Raw genomic sequence first — 20,063 nt, forward strand, 5'->3', positions numbered from 1 at the left:
CGATGTCATCTCTTCAATCATTGGATATCAAGCGCCGCTCCGCCACCACCACCCCATCGCCCAGCGTGCGCAGCCCGCATGGCGGTGAGGTGGCCAAGCTGATCGATGTCTCCAAGTGCATCGGCTGCAAGGCTTGCCAAACCGCCTGCATGGAGTGGAACGATCTGCGTGACGATGTGGGTACGGCAGCGGCCGGGGTGTACGACAACCCGACCGACCTGACGGCCAACTCCTGGACCGTGATGCGGTTCACCGAGTACGAAAACGAAGCCACCGGCAACCTGGAATGGCTGATCCGCAAGGACGGCTGCATGCACTGCGAAGACCCGGGCTGCCTCAAGGCCTGCCCGTCTCCCGGTGCCATCTTGCAGTACACCAACGGCATCGTGGACTTCCAGGAGGAACACTGCGTGGGCTGCGGCTACTGCGTGACCGGCTGCCCGTTCAACATTCCGCGCATCTCCAAAAAGGACCACAAGGCCTACAAGTGCACGCTGTGCTCGGACCGCGTGGCTGTCGGCCAAGAGCCGGCCTGCGTCAAGACCTGCCCCACCGGCGCCATCATGTTTGGCACCAAGACCGCCATGCAAGAGCGTGCCGAGGAGCGCATTGTCGATCTGAAGGAGCGCGGCTTTGACAAGGCCGGCCTCTACGATCCGCAAGGCGTGGGCGGCACCCACGTGATGTATGTGCTGCACCATGGCGACAAGCCCTCGCTCTACCACGGCCTGCCCGATGATCCATCGATCAGCCCCATGGTGAGCCTGTGGAAGGGCGTGGCCAAGCCACTGGCGCTGGCGGCCTTGGGTGTTGCCGCTGTCGGCAGCTTCTTCCACTACATCACCAAGGGCCCGCTTGAAGTGCCCGAGGAGCTGGAAGAGGAAGAAGCCGCCAAGGCGCGCGCGGACAAGGGCGCCGACCACCACGAGGAGTCTGGACGATGACAAGCAAGACCCGTGATATCCAGCGCTACACCGCTGGCGAGCGCGCCAACCACTGGGTGGTGGCGATCAGCTTTGTGCTGCTGGCCTTGTCGGGCCTGGCGTTCTTCCACCCCTCGTTCTTCTTCATGACGAACCTGTTTGGTGGCGGACCCTGGACCCGCATCCTGCACCCCTACATCGGTTTGGTGATGACCGTCGGCTTTGTGCTGATGTTCTTCCGCTTCTGGCAGCTCAACATCATTCGCAAGAACGATGTGGAGTGGCTCAAGAACGTGCCCGCGCTGGTCAACGGCGAGCACGAGAAAATGCCGCCTGTGGACAAGTACAACGGCGGCCAGAAAGTGCTGTTCTGGATGCTGGTGCTGTGCATGGCGGGCCTGTTGGTGACCGGCGTGCTGATGTGGCGCGCCTGGTGGAACCTGCCGGTGGACGTGGTGCGCGCTGCGGCGCTGCTGCATGCCGTGTCGGCCTTTGGCCTGATCGGTCTGATCATCGCCCACATCTACGCCGCCATCTGGACCAAGGGCACCATCCGCGCAATGACGCGCGGCACGGTCACCCGCGCCTGGGCCCGCTTCCACCACCCGCTGTGGTACCGCCGCATGACGGGCGATACGACGGACATGGACAAGCAGGCCAGCCACAAACACGGCGCCTGATGCGCTGCGCTCGGGCGGGGCTCAAAGGCCCCAGCCGAGTGCACATTGTCAGCACCCACCCCGCCCCAGGCTGGCCCTGTCTCCTCCTCCCCAACGCCGATAGCCCCGACCGGACTATCGGCGTTGATTTTTGAGAAAATCCCCGTATGCAACGCATTCTTCAACCCGGTGAGATCGAGTCGCTCGACCACACCAGTTTTCCACGCGTGCTGCTGCCCAACACCAGCAGTCTGTTCCTTGACCGTGCCCAGCGCATCCGCCAGCTGGCTGACGGCAACCCGATTGCCGACTACCTGCTGTTCATCGCCAACCTGGTACAAGCCCAGCACAAGGCAGCCCAAGGCCTGCAGGTGGCTGCACCGGATGCAGCAGCCATTGCCCAGGCCCAGCAATTCTCCTCGCCACTCTTGCCCGCCGCTGACCACCTGGATCCGATCTGGCACCAGGTGCTGGACGGCATGCTCGGCCAGCTGGCCAGTGCCGATGGCCTGCCCGAGGCTTTGCAACCGCTGATTGCCGAGCTACAGCGCTGCAATACCGATGACCGCAATGCGCTGGCCAAGCGCCTGCTGACCAAGGAGCTGGCTGCACGCGATGTGGGCCTGGCGCCCTTTGTGATGGCCGCTTTGCAGGTGGTGTTTGCCACCCGCGCCAGCCAGCTGCGTCTGACCGACATCCCCTTTACCGACCCTGCCACCATCTGCCCGGTCTGCGCCACCGAGCCCGTGGCGGGCGTGGTGCGCATTGGCGGCAAGATGGCTGGCCACCGCTACCTGCACTGCGGCTGCTGCGCCACCGAATGGCATATGGTGCGCATCAAGTGCAGCCACTGCGAATCAACCAAGGGCGTGCGCTACCAGGGCCTGGAAGGCGGCAAGGATGTGGTGCTGGCGGAGACCTGCACCGAATGCGGCAGCTACCGCAAAATGGTCAACCAGGAAAAAGACCCGCTGGCCGAGCCGCTGGCCGATGACCTGGCCAGCCTGATGCTGGACCTCTTGATGAGCGAGCAGACCGCGTTCGCACGCGCCAGTGGCAACCCGCTGCTGTTTGTCGCCGTGGCCGAGCCCCAGGCGGCCGACGCCGATGGCACCGTACCTGATCTGCACTGAGATCGCCTCAGTGATCTGAAGCTTGGCACCATGCCATACTGAACGATGGCGCTGCCCGCTGCAGCCCATCGTTTTTTTATGTCTGCCCTTGTTCGAGCTTGTTTGCCCATGAATGCACCGTCTCACCTGCCCTCTGTTGACAAGCTGCTGCAGCACCCGCGCACGGCCGCGCTACTGGACAGCTATGGCAAGAACCAGTGTACGCAGGCCATCCGTGCGGCGCTGAGCGAAGCCCGCAGCCGCTGGCTGGCCAACCCGAGCAGCAGCACCGCCGGCAGTGATGCCTTGCTGGATGCGGCAGAGCGCCAGCTGAAGCAGCTGTTTGCGCCGCGCCTCAAGGCGGTCTACAACCTTACCGGCACGGTGCTGCACACCAACCTGGGCCGGGCTTTGCTGCCCCAAGAGGCCATTGACGCCGTGGTGCAGGCCCTGGCCACCCCCAGCAATCTGGAATACGACCTGGCCGACGGCGGCCGGGGCGACCGCGATGACCTGGTCGAAGACCTGGTCTGCCGCCTCACCGGGGCGCAAGCCGCCACCATCGTCAACAACAATGCCGCCGCCGTGCTGCTGGTGCTGTCCACCCTGGCGCGCGACAAGGAAGTGATCGTCTCGCGCGGCGAGCTGGTCGAGATCGGCGGCGCATTCCGCATCCCCGATGTGATGACCCGCGCCGGCGCCCGCCTGGTCGAGGTGGGCACCACCAACCGCACGCATGAGAAAGACTACGAAGCCGCACTGGGCGAACACAGCGCCGCCTTGATGAAGGTGCATTGCAGCAACTACGCAATCAGCGGCTTCACCAAATCGGTGGCCGAGGCCGATGTGGCCCGCATTGCCCATGCGCGCCAGCTGCCCCTGATCGTGGACCTGGGCAGCGGCACCTTGGTCGACATGCGCGACTGGGGCCTGCCCTATGAGGTGACCGTGCGCGAGACCATCGAGGCCGGCGCCGACATCGTCACCTTCAGCGGCGACAAACTGCTGGGCGGCCCGCAGGCGGGCATCATCGTGGGCAGCAAGGCCTTGATTGCGCAGATCAAGAAGAACCCGCTCAAGCGCGCGCTGCGCGTGGGCAAGCTCACCCTGGCCGCGCTGGAACCCACCTTGCGCCTCTACCTGCACCCAGAAAAACTCGCCGAGCGCCTGACCACCCTGCGCCTGTTTACCCGCCCCGCTGCCGCCATGCAGCAGCAGGCCATGCTTTTGCAGGCACCGTTGCAGGCTTTGCTGGGTGCGGACTATGTGGTGGACCATGCAGCGATGACCAGCCAGATCGGCAGCGGCGCATTGCCCGTCGAGAGCCTGCCCAGCCACGGCCTGGTCGTGCGCCCCAGCGAGCGCAAACGCGCCGGCCGCCTGTTGCAGCAGCTTGAAGCCGGCCTGCGCCAGCTGCCACGCCCGGTGATTGGCCGGCTGCGCGATGATGCGCTCTGGCTGGATCTGCGCTGCCTTGAAGCGGCTGACCAGGCGGCCTTTGCCGCCAACCTGCAGCACTTGGTACTGGGCAACACCGCAGCGGACGGCCAGGCATGATCATCGGCACCGCAGGCCATATCGACCATGGCAAGACCACCTTGGTACGCGCGCTCACCGGGGTAGAGACCGACCGCCTGAAAGAAGAGAAAGCGCGCGGTATCTCGATCGAGCTGGGCTACGCCTACACCCCCCTGGCCAACGGCGATGTGCTGGGCATCATCGATGTGCCCGGCCATGAAAAATTTGTACACACCATGGCTGCGGGTGCTGTGGGCATCGACCATGCGCTTGTCGTGGTAGCCGCCGATGACGGCGTGATGCTCCAGACCTTGGAGCACCTGGAAATCCTGCAGTTGCTGGGCATCCGCCAGGGCACGGTGGCGCTCACCAAGGTGGACCGGGTGGACCGCGCGCGCATTGACGAGGTGCGCAGCGAAATCACCGCCATCCTCGCTGCCAGCCACTTGGCCAACGCAGCCATCTTTGAGACCGCAGCCGCCCTGCCCGATGACCCCGGCGTAGGGGCGCTGCGCCAGCACCTGCACCAGCAGGCCCAGGCCATGCCCCAGCGTGCGCAAGGCGGGCTGTTCCGCCTGGCGGTGGACCGGGTGTTCAGCCTGCCCGGCCAAGGCACGGTGGTCACCGGCACCGTCTTCAACGGCCAGGTTGCGGTGGGCGATAGCCTCGTGCATTCGGCCAGCGGCCAGCCCGTGCGCGTGCGCAGCATCCATGCGCAAAACCAGGCCAGCGAGCTGGGCGTGGCCGGCCAGCGCTGCGCGCTGAACCTGGCGGGCATCGCCAAGGAGGCCATCACACGCGGCGACTGGATCATGGATGCCCGCCTGCACCAAACCACCCAGCGCATCGATGTGCGCCTGCACCTGCTGGCCGATGCCGCGCCACTGGCGCAGTGGGCTGCCGTGCACCTGCACCTGGGCACCATGCGCTGCACTGGCCATATTGCCTTGCTGCAAGACGGTGCACTGGCCCCGGGCACCGAGGCCCTGGCCCAGCTGGTACTGGATGCCCCCGCCCTAGTACTGCCCGGCGACCGCATCATCGTGCGCAATGCCCAGGCCAACCGCACCATTGCCGGTGCCATGGTGCTGGACCCCTATGCCCCCGCACGCAAGCGCCGCAGCGACAGCCGCATGGCCTACCTGGCCGCGCTGACGCATTGGATAGACACGGGCGAAACCGGCCCGCTACTGGCCGAGGCCCCGCTGGGACTGGCACGTTCGCAACTGGTCCGGCTGACCGGCACCGCCACGCCCGCCATCCCAGACCACTGCAACAGCCTGCCGCTGCCCGACGGTGATGTCCTGCTGGTGGACAGCAGTGCCTGGCAAGCGCTGCAAGACCAAGTGCTGCAGGCACTGCAACGCTTCCATGAAGTGGCACCGGACGAGCCCGGCATCAACGCCGCCCGCCTGCGCCGCATGGCGCTGCCCGCGCTGCAGCATGGCCCCCATGACGCCCTTTACAACGGCCTGGTTGATGCGCTGCTGGCCGCAGAACAAATCACCAGCAGTGGCGCATGGCTGCACCTGCCCGGCCACAAAATTCAGCTGAGCGAGGCCGAGCAGGCCCTGGCCCAGCGCCTGCTGCCCGCCATCACCGACGCCCGCTTTGACCCGCCCTGGGTGCGTGATCTGGCGCGCGACCATGGCGCTGCTGAGGAGCTGGTGCGCCAGCTGCTCAAAAAGCTCTCGCGCCAGGGCCTGGTGTTCCAAGTGGTCAAGGACCTGTTCTACGCCGCACCCTGCATGGATGCGCTGGCGGCGCTCACCGCAGAACTTGCCCGCCAGGCCGAGCGCGGCGAAGTGCAAGCCCATGCCTTCCGCGATGCCACCGGCCTGGGCCGCAAGCGCGCCATCCAGATCCTGGAGTTCTTCGACCGCGTGGGCTACACCCGGCGCATGCGCGATACCCATGTGCTGCGCCCCGGCGTGCGCTGGCAGGCCAGCGCTGGCGCCTAGTTGTGGATTTTCAAAGGGCTGCGGCTGCTGCGACGACATACCGCCGGTAGCCCGCAGAGCCGCTACAATCGGCAGACTTTCACAACACGCTCGTGTTGCAGGGAAGGCAATCGTGCCCGGTGGTGCGGCCGGGCTTCAAACCCGGTGAGGGGTGTCAGCCACTCCTGGGTTGGTTCGACTCCAGCTGCTTTCCGCCATCCTCCCCTCTTCCCCTCGCCCCCAAAAACAGCATGCCGCACACCTGCAAGCCAAATGCCGATAATGGTGGGCCGCCATTGGCCGCACCGCTTTTCTCGCTAGCCCGTTACCCATGAGGATGTCTCTATGAATGCCCCCACCACGCCCCTGCCCACCTCGCCGCGTCTGACTTCGCTGTCGCATGGCGGTGGCTGCGGCTGCAAGATTGCCCCGGGCGTGCTGGCCGATCTGATGAGCCGCAGTGCGGTGCCCAAGCAGTTTTATGCACCACTGCTGGTGGGCACGGAGACGGCCGATGATGCGGCGGTCTACCAGATCAATGACACGCAGGCGATCGTGGCGACCACCGATTTCTTCATGCCCATCGTCGATGACCCCTATGACTTTGGCCGCATTGCCGCGACCAATGCGCTGTCGGACATCTATGCCATGGGCGGCACGCCGCTGATGGCGCTGGCGATTGTTGGCATGCCCATCAATGTGCTGCCCCATGCAGTGATTGCCAAGATTCTGGAAGGCGGCGAATCGGTCTGCCGCGATGCCGGCATTCCGCTTGCAGGCGGCCATTCCATCGACTCGGTCGAGCCCATCTATGGCCTGGTGGGCATCGGCATCGTCAACCCCGCGCAGCTCAAGCGCAACCGCGACGCCCAAGCAGGCGATGTGCTGATCCTCGGCAAGGCGATCGGCGTGGGCATCCAATCAGCCGCGCTGAAAAAAGGCCTGCTCAGCGACAGTGCCTACGCCAGCATGGTGCGTACCACCACCCAGCTCAACCGGCCCGGCGCGGCGCTGGCGCAGCTGGCCGATGTGCATGCGCTGACCGATGTGACCGGCTTTGGCCTGCTGGGCCATGCCTTGGAGCTGGCGCGCGGCGCGCAGCTGACCGCCGTGATCGACAGCAAGGCGCTGCCTCTGCTGCCCGGTGTTCTCGATCTCGCCCAGCAAGGCGTGGTCACCGGTGCATCGGGCCGCAACTGGGACGCGTACGGCAGCCATATGGCGCTGGATGCGCAGGTGCCCGATGCCATGCGCAGCCTGTTGACCGATCCCCAGACCTCCGGCGGTCTGCTGGTTTCCTGCACCCCGGCTGCCGCCGGCCAGGTGCTCGATATTTTCAAAAGCCAGGGCTTTGCCGATGCCTGCGTGATCGGCCATATGCAGGCAGGCGAGGCCCAGGTGGTGGTGTCATAAAACACCAGCACCGGAAAACACCAATGCCTGCTTTATGCAGGCATTTTTTATGGCTGAAGCGCACAGGGTCCGTCTCCATGATTTAGCAACAATCGCTCGACCGCCGCGCAATAACAGGCACGCACACTCCGGCATTGGCTAAAAGCTCTTCACTAGAAAGACTGGAAAGGACAGATACCCATGCTTGGGAGACTTGCAGAACAGCTGTTGGCGCGCAGTTTCGCGCCACTCGTCGTCACCGGGGTGCTGGAGGTGGCCTTCCCTTCCGGCAAAAGGCAGTTGTTTGGCGCCGGGCCATCGCCCACGGCAAGCATCCGTTTCACAGATACGTGTGCGATCTGGGCCATTCTGCGAGACCCGGATCTGAACTTTGGCGAGATGTTCATGCAAGGCCGGCTGGTGGTGGAGCACGGCAGCGTCTATGAGGTGCTGGAACTCCTGCTCCGCCACGCCAAGAACGTGCCGGTATCGGCCACCGTACGTACCCTCGATGCCTGGCGCATGCGCCTCAAGCCCTGGCTGCAGAACAACCTCAGGCGCAAGGCACGCGCCAATGTCGCCCACCATTACGACCTGGATGACCGGCTCTACGCACTCTTTCTGGATGGCGAACGCCAGTACTCCTGCGCCTACTTTGAGCAAGGGGATGAGCCCCTGGAGGTGGCCCAGGTCGCCAAGATGCGGCATATCGCCGCCAAGCTGCTCATCGAGCCCGGCCACCGGGTGCTGGACATTGGCTGCGGCTGGGGCGGGCTCTCCCGCTACCTGGCCGAGGTCGCAGGCGCGGGGCAGGTCACCGGCGTCACGCTGTCGGTGGAGCAACTGGAAGTCGCCCGCCAACGTGCAGCGCTGTCAGACAAGACTTCCCGCTTGAACTACCGCCTGGAGGACTACCGCGACACCCAAGGGCCTTTTGACCGCATTGTGTCGGTGGGCATGTTCGAGCATGTCGGCACCGCATTCCATGATGCCTTTTTCCAGCAGTGCCGGTCCTTGCTCAGCGAAGAGGGGGTCATGTTGCTGCACTTCATCGGCAACAGCGATGTGCCGGATTTCAACAACCCCTGGATGGAACGCTACATCTTCCCCGGCGGCCACATTCCGTCCATGTCGGAGTTCATGCCGGCGTTGGAGCGCTCCGGCCTGGTCGTCACCGATATCGAGGTGCTCCGTCTGCACTATGCGCGCACCCTGCGGCACTGGCGCGAGCGCTTTATGGCCAAACGCGCCCAGGCCCTGGAACTCTACGACGAGCGGTTTTGCAGGATGTGGGAGTTCTACCTGTCTATGTCCGAGACGGCCTTCCGCTACCAGGACATAGCGGTCTTCCAGCTGCAGATTGCCCGCAAGCAAGAGGCGGTGCCGTTGACGCGTGACTACATCGCAGCACGCAAGTTGGCGTTGACAGAGCGTGAGCGGCAGCGCCCCTAAGACCAGGGAACACAGAAAGTGAAAAGGCGCCCTGTGCAAGGGCGCCTTGGTGATGGATGAGGCGCAACGCGCCGCACCCCGGAAGTCAGGCGTTCTTAGAACGGCAGCTTGGGCATGCCGCCGCCCATCATGCCCTTCATGCCGCCCATCTTCTTCATCATCTTCATCAGGCCGCCGCCCTTCATCTTCTTCATCATCTGCTGCATCTGGCCAAACTCGTTGAGCAGGCGGTTGACTTCCTGCACCTGCACGCCAGCACCTGCGGCAATGCGCTTTTTGCGCGTGGCCTTGATGAATTCGGGCTTGGCGCGCTCATAGGGGGTCATTGAGCAGATGATGCCTTCCTTGCGGCGCACTTCGCGCTCGGCCTTGTCCATGTCGACCTTGCCGGCTTTACCCGCCAGCTCGGAGGGCAGCTTGTCCATCAGGGTCGACAGGCCGCCCATCTGCTTCATCTGCTGGAGCTGGCCCAGGAAGTCGTTCAGATCAAAGCCGTCGCCGGACTTGATCTTCTCGGCCATCTTCTGGGCCGCCTCCATGTCCACGCCCTTGGAGACCTGCTCAACCAGGGCCACGATATCGCCCATGCCCAGCACGCGCTGCGCATGGCGCTCGGCATCGAACACTTCCAGTCCATCGAGCTTTTCCGACACACCGGCAAACTTGATGGGCGCGCCCGTGATCTGGCGCACCGACAGCGCCGCACCGCCGCGCGAGTCGCCGTCGAGTTTGGTCAGCACAATACCCGTGAGCGGCAAGGCCTCCTTGAAGGCCTTGGCGGTGTTGATCGCATCCTGACCCTGCATGGCATCGACCACAAACAAGGTCTCGACCGGCTTCAAGGCACTGTGCAGTTGCTGGATTTCGGTCATCAGCACTTCGTCGATGGCCAGGCGGCCGGCGGTGTCGACCAGCAGCACATCAAAGTAGTGCTTCTTGGCGTAATCGAGCGCCGCGTTGGCAATGTCCAACGGCTTTTGGTCCGGCGTGCTGGGGAACCATTCCGCACCCGCTTGCTGGGTCACCGTCTTGAGCTGCTCGATAGCGGCCGGGCGGTAGACGTCACCCGAGACGGTCAGCACCTTTTTCTTGCGTCGCTCGATCAGGTGCTTGGCCAGCTTGGCCGTTGTCGTGGTCTTGCCCGCGCCTTGCAGGCCGGCCATCAAAATCACCGCCGGCGGCTGGGCCTGCAGGTTGATGTCGGCCACGCCCTCACCCATGGTGGCGGCCAGTTCCTTGTTGACGATGGACACCAGGGTCTGGCCCGGCTTGAGGCTGCCCAGCACTTCCTGGCCCAGGGCTTTTTCCTTGACGCGGGCAATGAAGTCGCGCACCACGGGCAAGGCCACGTCCGCTTCCAGCAAGGCCATGCGCACTTCGCGCAACATGTCCTGGACATTGGATTCGGTAATACGGGCCTGGCCACGCATTTCCTTGACGAGGCGCGAGAGTTTATCGGTCAGTGCGGAAGCCATAGGGTGGAGTCTTGAGTAATCGTGGCAAAGGGGGCGTTGGGGTGCCCGGGCGCAAAGGGCTGGCGCTGGGGGCTGTAAGCCACAGCCCTGCAAACCTCTGATTCTACCCGCTCGTCCCCAACCGGCCCGGGCCCCGGGCCGCAAACCCGCCGCCAGCCGCAATAAGCTATGACCCGCAAAATACAATAGCCAAATGTTTGACCGCAAATCGCCAAACGAATTTAGGCTGTAAGGCTGCAGGCATGCGTGCCCACGGCCGCGACAATGCACTTACTGCCCTGTGCAAGCCCACCTTGCTGCATCGGCATGGCCACCCGCAACGCCAAAGCCCTGCCCGCCACCTTCAGGTGGCGCTTTCTTTGACCAGGATCACCGATGCCCGACACGCCGTATCGCCACTTGCTAGACCACTTCTCGGACGCCTTTTTCGTGACCGATGCGCAAGGCCGGATCCTGGATGTCAATACCCAGGCCTACCGGGAGATGGGCTACAGCCTGGCCGAGCTGATGGCCATGACGGTGGCCGACTTTGCACTGGACCTTAGCCGCGATGCGTTGCTCGCGCTGTGGCAAAAAATGGAGCCCGGTGAGCACACCGTGGCCACCAACACCCACCGGCGCAAGGACGGCTCCTGCTTTCCGGTCGAGGTCCATATCACCTGCCAGCTGGTCGATGACCAGAAGCGCTTTTTCACCATCGCCCACGACATCACTGAGCGGGTGCGCCGCGACCAGGAAATCCAGCTGCTGAATGCGGCGCTGGAGCAGCAGGTCGAGAAAAGCACCCAGCAGTGGCGCCAGTCCACCCACCTGCTCGATGCGGTGATGCGCGGCACCTCGGACATCGTGTTTGTCAAGGACTTGCAGGGCCGCTATGTATTTGCCAACCCCGCAGCCGAAGCCATTGCACAGGTGCCCCCTGGCGGCCTGAACGGCAAGACCGATGCCGAGATTCTGGGCGGACGCAACAATTTTGCCGAGGACGACGCGGCCGTGCTGCACAGCCCGGTTCCCGTGGTGTCCGAGTCGCACGCCCTCATCGAGGGGCGCCGGCTCAGCTTCCAATCCATCAAGAGCCAGTACCGCAATGAGCATGGCGAGGTCATCGGCCTGCTGGGCATCTCGCGCGACATGACCCAGATGCGCGAATCGGAAAACCAGCTGCGCCAAAGCTATGACTCGCTGCGGCGCGCCGAGCGGCTCTCGCGCATCGGCAGCTGGACCCTCGACCTGGCCAGTGGGCAGATCGAAGCCTCGGACATGATGTACGAGATGAACGGCCTCGACCCCAAGGGCCCCAAGCTGACCGAGAGCGACATTGCCAACTTGCTGCCGCCCCAGGACTATGCCAAGGTCGCCGCTGCCATCGCCCATTGCGCCCAAACCGGCCAGCCGTATCGCCTGGATGTGGTTCACTACACGACCGATGGCGGACAGTTTCCTGCCAGCATCCTGGGCCAGGCGGACTATGACAGCAGCGGCCAGATTGTCAGCCTCAGCGGCACGGTGCAGGATCTGTCCGAACGCGAGCAGGCCCGCCAGCGACTCGAAGCGCTGGCCGACAACCTGCCCAGCGGCGCCATTTACCGGGTCGACGGCGCCGGCAGCAGCCTGCACATGAGCTATATCAGCGCCGGCATCGAAAAGTTAATTGGTATCAGCGCCCAAGCCATCATGGCGGACAACGCCGCCTACACCAACACCATCCACCCCGCAGACCTGGCACGCTACCGGCAGATGCAGCGCGAGGCGCTGGAGGGATTGAGCCTGTTTGATTGCAGCTTCCGCATCATCCGCCCCGATGGCAGCCTGCGCTGGCTGCGCTGCCGCTCCGCGCCCAGCCGCCAGGAATCGGGCACGGTCTGGGACGGCATCATGCTCGACATCACCCGCGAGCGCGAGGCCGAGCTGGCGCTGCAAGCGGCCAAGGAAATGGCCGAAGCTGCCGAGCGCGCCAAGTCCGAGTTCCTGGCCACGATGAGCCATGAGATCCGCACGCCGATGAACACCGTCATCGGCATGACGCGCCTGATCCAGCAGACCCCGCTGCTGCCCAAGCAGCGCAACTACCTGGAGAAGGTGGAGCTGTCAGCCAATGCGCTGCTGTCGGTGATCAATGACATCCTGGATTTTTCCAAGATCGAAGCGGGCATGCTGACCTTGGAGAACGTGGAGTTCGCGCTGGACGATGTGCTCGAAACGGTCTCGGCCGTCACCACCTTGCGGGCGGAGGAAAAAGGCATCGAAGTGGTGTACTCGGTAGCCCCCGATGTGCCCCGCATGCTCGGCGGCGACCCCCTGCGCCTGAGCCAGGTGCTCAACAACCTGGTGAGCAATGCCATCAAGTTCACCCATATGGGCGAAGTGGTGATCAGCATCCGCTCTGCACAAGCGGCAGCCAACCGGCCCCTGGCCGCCGGCAAGATTGGCCTGGAAGTGAACGTCAAGGACACCGGCATTGGCATGAGCGCCGCGCAGATGAGCCAGCTGTTCCGGCCTTTCTCGCAGGCCGACAGCCAGACCACGCGGCGCTACGGCGGCTCGGGCCTGGGCCTGGCCATCAGCCAGCGCCTGGTGGGCCAGATGGGCGGGGAGCTCAAGGTCCAGAGCAGCCCGGGCATCGGCAGCAGCTTTTATTTCACGGTGCAATTGCACACCGCGCAGCCCCAGCAAAGCCCCAAGCCGGTGCGCTACCACGGCACCCCGGTCGACCGCGTACTGATCGTCGACGACAACGCCAGTGCACGCGACATCCTGGCCGACATGGTGCGCGGCTTTGGCATGCGCGCCGATACCGTCGATTCGGGCGAGCAGGCCTTGTCCGATCTGCAACTGGCCTCGCGCGTGGGCACGCCCTACGGCCTGGTGCTGATGGACTGGCGCATGCCCGGCATGGACGGGCTGGAAGTGGCGCGCCGCATCCGGGAGGAAGAGCACCTGTCCTCCACGCCAGCGGTATTGATGGTGACCGCCTATGGCCGCGACGAGGTGATGCGCAAGGCCGAAGCCTTGCGCCTGCAAGGGCTGCTGATCAAGCCGGTGACGCAGTCCGTGCTGTTCAATGCAATTTTGGAAGCCTTGCAATCCCAAGGCCACGGCATTGCCCGGCGCCCGGGTTCCCAGGCCGCCGCCCACGCCTTGGTGCCGCACGCCAACCCGATCCCGCTCTACCCCAATCTGCGCGGCAGAAATGTGCTGGTGGTCGATGACAATGCCCTCAACCGCGAGGTGGCGGCCGATTTCCTCAGCCTGGTCGGCGTGCAGGTGAGCCTGGCGACCAATGGTGCAGAAGCGCTGGACATGCTGGAGCACAGCCACTTTGATGCCGTGCTGATGGATGTACACATGCCGCAGATGGATGGCCTGGACGCCACCCGGGCCCTGCGCCAGTTGCCCCACCTGCAGCATCTGCCGGTGATTGCGCTGACCGCCCAGGCCCGCGTCGAAGACCGCAGCGCCATTGAGGCGGCCGGCATGAACGCCCATTTGACCAAGCCCATCGATGAGCGCAAGCTGTACGAGACGCTGAGTGACTGGATTGTGGGCCCGCACATCAAACCCGAGGCCAGCGCCCAGGTCGCGCCCGACACGCCGCCTGGAGGCGACAGCCGCTTGGCAGCAACCCCAGGCATCAACCAGGCCAAGATGCTGGAACGTTTTCATGGCAATGCCGAGCGGGTGGAGCGCGTACTGGCGGGCTTTTACCGCGATTTCTCGGATGCCCCACAGGCACTTTTGCTGCATGTGCAGCAGGCGGCCTGGCAGCCCTTGTCCATGCTCGCCCACTCGCTCAAAGGCGCCTTGGGCTACCTGGATGCACCCACGCTGGTGCAGGCCGCCGAGACCATTGAGCACCAGGCCGGGCAATGGGCGCAATCCCCGCCATCCTCGCCACAGCCCTCCGCCCGGCTGCATGCCGAAACCACGGAGTTTGCCGCCCAACTGCAGACTTTGCTGCAAGGCCTGGCGCTGCGCCAAAGCCCCGGCAGCCCCGCAGACCTGGCCCCGGCTGCCAGCACCGCGCCCAACCAGCAAGCCAACGCCAGCTTGCGCCGCGATTTGGTGCAGCTCAAGCGCCTGGTGGCCGATGGTGATTACGCCGCCGTCTCCGAGCTGGAGCACATGCTGGCATCCAGCCCGGCAGCGCCCTGGACGCCCTTGCTCCAGCAGATCCTGCAGCATGTGGAAGACCTGGACGGCGATGCGGCGCTGGCGGCCATCGACCGCCTAGAACAACTGCTGCCATGACGGCTTGTGCGCCGCCTTTTTTGAGATTTTCTACGACCGTACCATGCAAGCCGAGCCAGACAACGACCAACCGACCATCCTGATCGTCGACGATGAGCGGGTCAACCGCTCCATGCTTGCCGAGCTGCTGGGCCAGCAATACCGCGTGCTGCTGGCCAAGGATGGCCCCAGCGCCTTGGCCATTGCGGCGCGCGAGTCGCACCGCCTGCTGCTGGTGCTGCTCGATGTCAGCATGCCCGGCATGAATGGCTATGAGGTGTTGACCCTGCTGAAAAAGCAGGAAGCGACCGCTGGCATTGCCATCATCTTCATCACCGGCCAAAGCGATGCCGCCGCCGAAGAGTACGGGCTGCGCCTGGGCGCGGCCGACTATGTTTCCAAGCCCATCCGCCCGGCCGTGGTCAGCGTGCGGGTGCGCAACCAGATTGACCTGGCCCTGCAGCGCCAGGCCTTGCAGCGCCTGGCCCAGGTCGATGGGCTGACCAACCTGGCCAACCGCCGGCATTTTGATGACATGCTGCTACGCAGCTACCGCATGTGCCTGCGCAGAAACGACCCGCTGGGCCTGGCGCTGATCGACATCGACCATTTCAAGCTCTACAACGACCACTATGGCCATGTGCAAGGCGATGAGGCCCTCAAGCAAGTGGCCGGCACCTTGGCCCGCCACGCACGCCGCCCCTATGACCTGGCCGCGCGCTTTGGCGGCGAAGAATTTGCCCTGATCCTGCCCGGCCATGCCGATGCCATGCAGGTGGTGGAACGCTTTCGCCAGGAGATACAAGAGCTGGCCATCGCCCATGCCGCCTCCACCACCGCAGCAGACCTGACGGTGAGTTGCGGCGTGCTGACCATCCACCACGGCCAGAGCCACGAGACCGAAGACTGCCTGCGCCGCGCCGATGAGCTGCTGTATGAGGCCAAGACGACGGGCCGCAATCGGGTCTGTGCCGCCAGCCTGGAGCTTTAAAGCCCGCTGGCGGGGCTGTTTGCGCTCAATAGCCAGCGGATTACCAAGCGTAGCAACGGCTGCAGGCCGCACAGGCCAGCGGCCGCCGCTATGATAGCGGCTATGCTTTCTCCCGCCTTTGCCGCAGCCAGCACCAGCCCCATTGGTTGGGCCCTGGCCATTGCTGCGGCTATTGCCTATGCCATCCCCGCACTTGCGGCCCGCCGCCTGCAGGAGCCCAGTGCGCGCATGGGCCTGCGCGCCGCCTGGGGCCTGCACCTGGCGGCCATCGCCTGGAGCCTGATCGGCGACATGCCCCACTTCGGTTTTGCGCCCGCCTTGTCGGTTACCGCCTGGCTGGTGCTGACGGTGTATGTGGTCGAGCAGCAGCTCTACCCGCAACTGCGCTCGCGCTGGCCGCTGTCGGCCATGGGTTGCATCGCCGTGCTGCTGGCGGGTGTTTTCCCCGGCAGCCCCTTGCATGTGAATGCCTCGCCCTGGCTGCCTCTGCACCTGGCTTTGGGCATTGCTTCTTATGGCCTGTTTGCCGCAGCCGTCGTGCATGCCGCACTGATGACCCGGGCCGAGCGCCAGATGCGCCAGGACGGCAGCCATGACAGCGGACTGCCGCTGCTGGCGCTCGAGCGCCTGACTTTTCGTTTTGTCACGGCGGGCTTCATCCTGCTGTCGGCCACCTTGCTGGCCGGTTGGTGGTTTGGTGAGGCGCTGTACGGCAAGGCCTGGGTCTGGAACCACAAATCGGTGTTTTCGCTGCTGGCCTGGCTGACCTTCGCCATCTTGCTGGTGGGCCGCAAGCGCTTTGGCTGGCGCGGGCAACGCGCCGTCAACATGCTTTACGTGGGCGCCACCTTGCTGCTGCTGGCCTATGTGGGCTCGCGTTTTGTCCTTGAAGTCATCCTGAAACACTGAGCCGCCATGAAGTATTTGCTGGTATTGCTGGTGCTGGCCGTGGGCTGGCACATGTGGCGCCGCCAACGGGTCAAGAACACGCCGCCACCGGCCAAAAACCGGCTGGGCAAACCTGAGCCCATGGTGAGCTGCGCGCACTGCGGCGTGCACCTGCCGCAGTCCGATGCCATCCGCTACCAGGGCCTGCATTACTGCTCGCAGTCCCACCTCGCCCAGGCCGCACCGCCTGGCAAGCAATAAGGCTTGGGCGTTCCCACCATGGCGGCCCTGGAGTTGATGGAGACCCCCTTCAAACGCCTGTGGCGCGGCTATCTGGTGGCCCGCGTGTTTGTGGCCTTGCTGCTGGCGCTGGGGGCGCTGGCCATCATGCCCGCCCAATCGGGCGCGCTGCTGTCGCAACTGGCGCTGCTGGGCATCTATGGCATCTCGGCCATGCTGTATGCCGCGCTCAGCCACAAGCCGCCACCCCAGCGCCGGGTCTATGCCTGGCTGCCCACGATCGGGCTCGATCTGCTGCTGATCTCGCTACTGGAGGTAAGCAAAACCGGCACCTACACCCTGACGCCGATGTTTGGCTTGGCGGTGCTTTTTGCCGGCACCCTGGGCGGTTGGCTGGTGACCTTGGGCAGCTGCGCCTACATCACGATTTTTCTGATTGTCGAGTCGCTGAGCTTTCGCACCTCCGTGTTCGAACCCGATGCCACGCAGAACACCGTGCAGGCCGGGCTGGCGGGCGGGGCCTATTTTCTGGTGGGTATCCTCGTGCGCCTGCTGGCCTCGCGCGTGGAGCGCGAGACCCTGCACGGACTGCGCAATGCCGCCGCCGCCAACCAGCAAGAGCAGATCAATGCGCTGATCTTGCAGAACCTGCCTGATGGCGTGCTGGTGGCCGACCAGGCCTTGCAAGTGCGCAGTGCCAACCCCGCTGCGATGGCCTTGCTGGGCCACCCGCACCTGCCCCTGGCCCTGGCACAACTGCCTGCCTGGCGCGGTGTGGTCGAGCAGGTCACCCAGACCTTCGCCGGGCAAAGACCTATCTCGCAAGACCTGGCGCTCACCGCGCCGCAGATGGCACCCATCGGCCTGCATGTGCGCACCTGGCTGACGCATCCGCTGCCCGCTTTTGGCACCATCGGCAGCCACGACAATGATCCGCTGTGCCTGGTGTTTTTGCATGACCTGCGCGAGATAGAAGCGAGGCTGCGCACCGAGAAAATGGCCGCCATGGGCCGCATGTCGGCCGCCGTGGCCCATGAAATCCGCAACCCGCTGACCGCCATCACCCAGGCCAATGCGCTGCTCGACGAAGAGCTGAGCGACCCGGGCCAAAAGCGCCTGACCTATATGGTTGAGCAAAATGCGCAACGCCTGGGGCGCATTGCCGAAGATATTCTGGACATCGCCCGCGTGCACAACCAGATCCAGCCCGGCGATGGCGAATCCATTGCCCTCAATGACACGGTGCTGCAGATCTGCCACGACTGGATGTCGCTGGCACCTGCCGCACACACCGTAGCGCTTGAGCTGGATGCCAATGACAACCTGGTCGCCTTTGATACCGGGCACCTGCGCCAGCTGCTCTACAACCTGCTCAACAACGGCCAGCGTTACCGCAGTGACTGCGCCGGCTCCTTGCGCGTGGCCACCCAAAGCGGCCTGACCGGCACCGCCAGCTTGGTGGTGTGGAGCGATGGCGCCCCCATCGAGCCCACCATCGAAAAACACCTGTTCGAGCCCTTCTTCTCGTCAGAGAGCCGCTCCAGCGGCCTGGGCCTGTATATCTGCCGCGAGTTGTGCACCCGCCATGGCGCTATGATTCGCTACGAACGGCAGAGCGGGCAGCCCCCCGAACAGATACCCGGCAATGCCTTCATCGTGCAGTTTCGCAGAGCCGCCAGCCCCGCCCATCCCCAGCAGACGGATTTGATCAACCAGGCATGAGTTTTGAAAACACCACTGTTCTGGTCGTGGACGATGAGCCCGACCTCAGAACCCTTTATGAGCTGACCTTGCTGCGCGAAGGCTACCGGGTCTACACGGCTGGCTCGGTCCTGGAGGCCCGCAGCCATTTGCAGCAGCGCCGCTTCGAGATTCTGATCACCGACATGCGCCTGCCCGATGGCCTGGGCATGGAGCTGCTGCAAGATCTGCGCAGCCAGGGCCGCAGCGAGCGCGCCATCGTCATGACCGCCTATGGCTCGGCCGACAATGCCGTCGCAGCCTTGCGCGAAGGCGCCTTCGACTACCTGACCAAGCCGGTGGACCTCAAGCAGTTCCGCCAGGTGGTGGCATCGGCCAGCCAGGGCCTGCCCAATGCGCCTTTGCAGCCCCTGGCCCCAGCGGGCGCGCCCACCCTCATCCGGGCCAGCGCCCCGCCGGCGCCAGGCCCCGCACAGCGCGAGCTGATTGGCCCTTCGCTGGTGATGCAGCAGGTGCGCGAGCGCATTGCCAAAGTGGCTGGCAGCATGGCGCCCATCCTGGTACGCGGCGAATCGGGTACCGGCAAGGAGTTGGTGGCCCAGTCCCTGCACCGCAACAGCCAGCGCGCCAGTGGTCCGATGGTGGCCGTCAACTGCGGCGCCATCCCCGAGAACCTGCTGGAGGCCGAGTTTTTTGGCGCCAAAAAAGGCGCCTACACCGGCGCCAACCAAGACCGTGAAGGCTTCTTCCAGGCGGCCCACGGCGGCACCTTGTTTCTTGACGAGATCGGCGAGCTGCCGCTGTCCATGCAGGCCAAGCTGCTGCGCGCGATCCAGGAGCGCAAGGTCCGGCCCTTGGGCGCTTCGCAAGAGGAAGTGGTCGATGTGCGCATCGTCAGCGCCACCCACCGCGACCTGGCCGCCGATGTGCAGGCCGGGCGGTTCCGCCAGGACTTGTACTACCGCCTCAATGTCATCGACATCTTCATTCCGCCGCTGCGCGAGCGCCGCGAAGACCTGCCCGCCTTGTGCCAGGTGCTGCTCGAGCGCATTGCCCACGAGAGCGGACAGCCGGTACCGCCGCTGACGCAGGCGGCGCTGCACACCCTGGCTGGCCATGCGCTGCCGGGCAATGTGCGCGAGCTGGAGAACCTGCTGCTGCGCTCGGTGGCGTTGAGCGATGGCACAGGCCTGCACATCGAGCAGGCTTACCCGGAGGCGGCCAGCATGTCGCCGCCGCTTGTGGTGGCAGAAGCTCCCCCACTGCACTCGGCTGCCGCCCGCTACCCACTGCCGCCGGCCATGGCGCCGGCCCTCAGCGGCAACCGCTTTCCACAGCACCAGGATTTGCCCGCCGACCTGCAAGCCTGGCTGGATGCGCTGGAGCGCGACATTCTCGTACGTGCCCTGCAGGAGTTTGGCTTCAACCGCACCGCAGCCGCCAACCGCCTGGGCATCAGCCTGCGCCAGATCCGCTACCGCATGGAGCGGCTGCAGATCGCAGACCCCAGCGATGGCGTGCAGCCCTAGGGCCTAACCACATGCC

Annotated in this window: 14 protein-coding genes and 1 tRNA gene; 14 read left to right on the forward strand and 1 reads right to left on the reverse strand. The window is 64.8% G+C overall.

Translation table 11 applies throughout. The features are described 5' to 3' along the window. The first annotated feature begins 2 nt into the window (after positions 1–2). The 8 genes from fdxH to M2375_RS09265 all read left to right on the forward strand — a co-directional run bounded on the left by fdxH (position 3) and on the right by M2375_RS09265 (position 8,996). Complete coding sequence (gene fdxH, locus M2375_RS09230) at positions 3–944, forward strand: formate dehydrogenase subunit beta (RefSeq protein ID WP_259165383.1); 942 nt, start codon at positions 3–5, stop codon at positions 942–944. Next, the gene (locus tag M2375_RS09235) at positions 941–1,603 is read left to right on the forward strand and encodes a formate dehydrogenase subunit gamma (protein WP_259165384.1); all 663 of its coding nucleotides are present in this window, start codon (positions 941–943) and stop codon (positions 1,601–1,603) included. Before fdxH ends, M2375_RS09235 begins: the two co-directional genes overlap by 4 nt. A gap of 146 nt (positions 1,604–1,749) precedes the next feature. Continuing rightward, entirely contained in the window at positions 1,750–2,715 is a 966-nt protein-coding gene (gene fdhE / locus M2375_RS09240) for a formate dehydrogenase accessory protein FdhE (protein WP_259165385.1), read from the forward strand. A gap of 108 nt (positions 2,716–2,823) precedes the next feature. Continuing rightward, on the forward strand, positions 2,824–4,251 hold the full coding sequence (selA, locus tag M2375_RS09245; protein WP_259165387.1) for an L-seryl-tRNA(Sec) selenium transferase: 1,428 nt from the start codon (positions 2,824–2,826) through the stop codon (positions 4,249–4,251). Beyond that, positions 4,248–6,173, forward strand: coding sequence for a selenocysteine-specific translation elongation factor (gene selB, locus M2375_RS09250; protein WP_259165388.1), 1,926 nt, complete (start codon positions 4,248–4,250; stop codon positions 6,171–6,173). Before selA ends, selB begins: the two co-directional genes overlap by 4 nt. Before the next feature lie 101 nt (positions 6,174–6,274). Beyond that, positions 6,275–6,370: transfer RNA gene (locus M2375_RS09255), tRNA-Sec, on the forward strand. A 127-nt stretch (positions 6,371–6,497) separates the two neighbouring features. Then, on the forward strand, positions 6,498–7,565 hold the full coding sequence (selD, locus tag M2375_RS09260) for a selenide, water dikinase SelD (RefSeq protein WP_259165389.1): 1,068 nt from the start codon (positions 6,498–6,500) through the stop codon (positions 7,563–7,565). Positions 7,566–7,745: 180 nt separating this feature from the next. After that, the gene (locus M2375_RS09265; RefSeq protein ID WP_259165392.1) at positions 7,746–8,996 is read left to right on the forward strand and encodes a cyclopropane-fatty-acyl-phospholipid synthase family protein; all 1,251 of its coding nucleotides are present in this window, start codon (positions 7,746–7,748) and stop codon (positions 8,994–8,996) included. Positions 8,997–9,091: 95 nt separating this feature from the next. Here the strand turns inward: M2375_RS09265 and ffh are convergent, their stop codons facing one another. Continuing rightward, positions 9,092–10,471, reverse strand: a complete 1,380-nt coding sequence (ffh, locus tag M2375_RS09270) for a signal recognition particle protein (protein ID WP_259165397.1) — start codon at positions 10,469–10,471, stop codon at positions 9,092–9,094. Positions 10,472–10,846: 375 nt separating this feature from the next. On the opposite strand from ffh, the gene M2375_RS09275 reads away from it, so the two are divergent. From M2375_RS09275 to M2375_RS09300, 6 genes are all read left to right on the forward strand, one after another. After that, the gene (locus M2375_RS09275) at positions 10,847–14,719 is read left to right on the forward strand and encodes a response regulator (RefSeq protein ID WP_259165399.1); all 3,873 of its coding nucleotides are present in this window, start codon (positions 10,847–10,849) and stop codon (positions 14,717–14,719) included. Positions 14,720–14,762: 43 nt separating this feature from the next. Beyond that, complete coding sequence (locus M2375_RS09280) at positions 14,763–15,689, forward strand: diguanylate cyclase (protein ID WP_259165401.1); 927 nt, start codon at positions 14,763–14,765, stop codon at positions 15,687–15,689. A gap of 102 nt (positions 15,690–15,791) precedes the next feature. Continuing rightward, on the forward strand, positions 15,792–16,598 hold the full coding sequence (locus M2375_RS09285; RefSeq protein WP_259165404.1) for an inner membrane protein YpjD: 807 nt from the start codon (positions 15,792–15,794) through the stop codon (positions 16,596–16,598). Between the two features lie 6 nt (positions 16,599–16,604). Next, a complete protein-coding gene (locus M2375_RS09290; protein WP_259165405.1) occupies positions 16,605–16,838 on the forward strand; it encodes a PP0621 family protein in 234 nt (77 codons plus the stop codon). A 3-nt stretch (positions 16,839–16,841) separates the two neighbouring features. Continuing rightward, positions 16,842–18,539 carry a nitrogen regulation protein NR(II) gene (locus M2375_RS09295; protein WP_259165406.1) on the forward strand — a complete coding sequence of 566 codons (1,698 nt, stop codon included), beginning with the start codon at positions 16,842–16,844 and terminating at the stop codon, positions 18,537–18,539. Then, positions 18,536–20,047, forward strand: coding sequence for a sigma-54 dependent transcriptional regulator (locus M2375_RS09300; protein WP_259165407.1), 1,512 nt, complete (start codon positions 18,536–18,538; stop codon positions 20,045–20,047). Before M2375_RS09295 ends, M2375_RS09300 begins: the two co-directional genes overlap by 4 nt. Positions 20,048–20,063 lie beyond the last annotated feature (16 nt).

This window comes from Comamonas sp. BIGb0152, from assembly GCF_024809975.1.
Lineage (GTDB): Bacteria > Pseudomonadota > Gammaproteobacteria > Burkholderiales > Burkholderiaceae_C > Comamonas.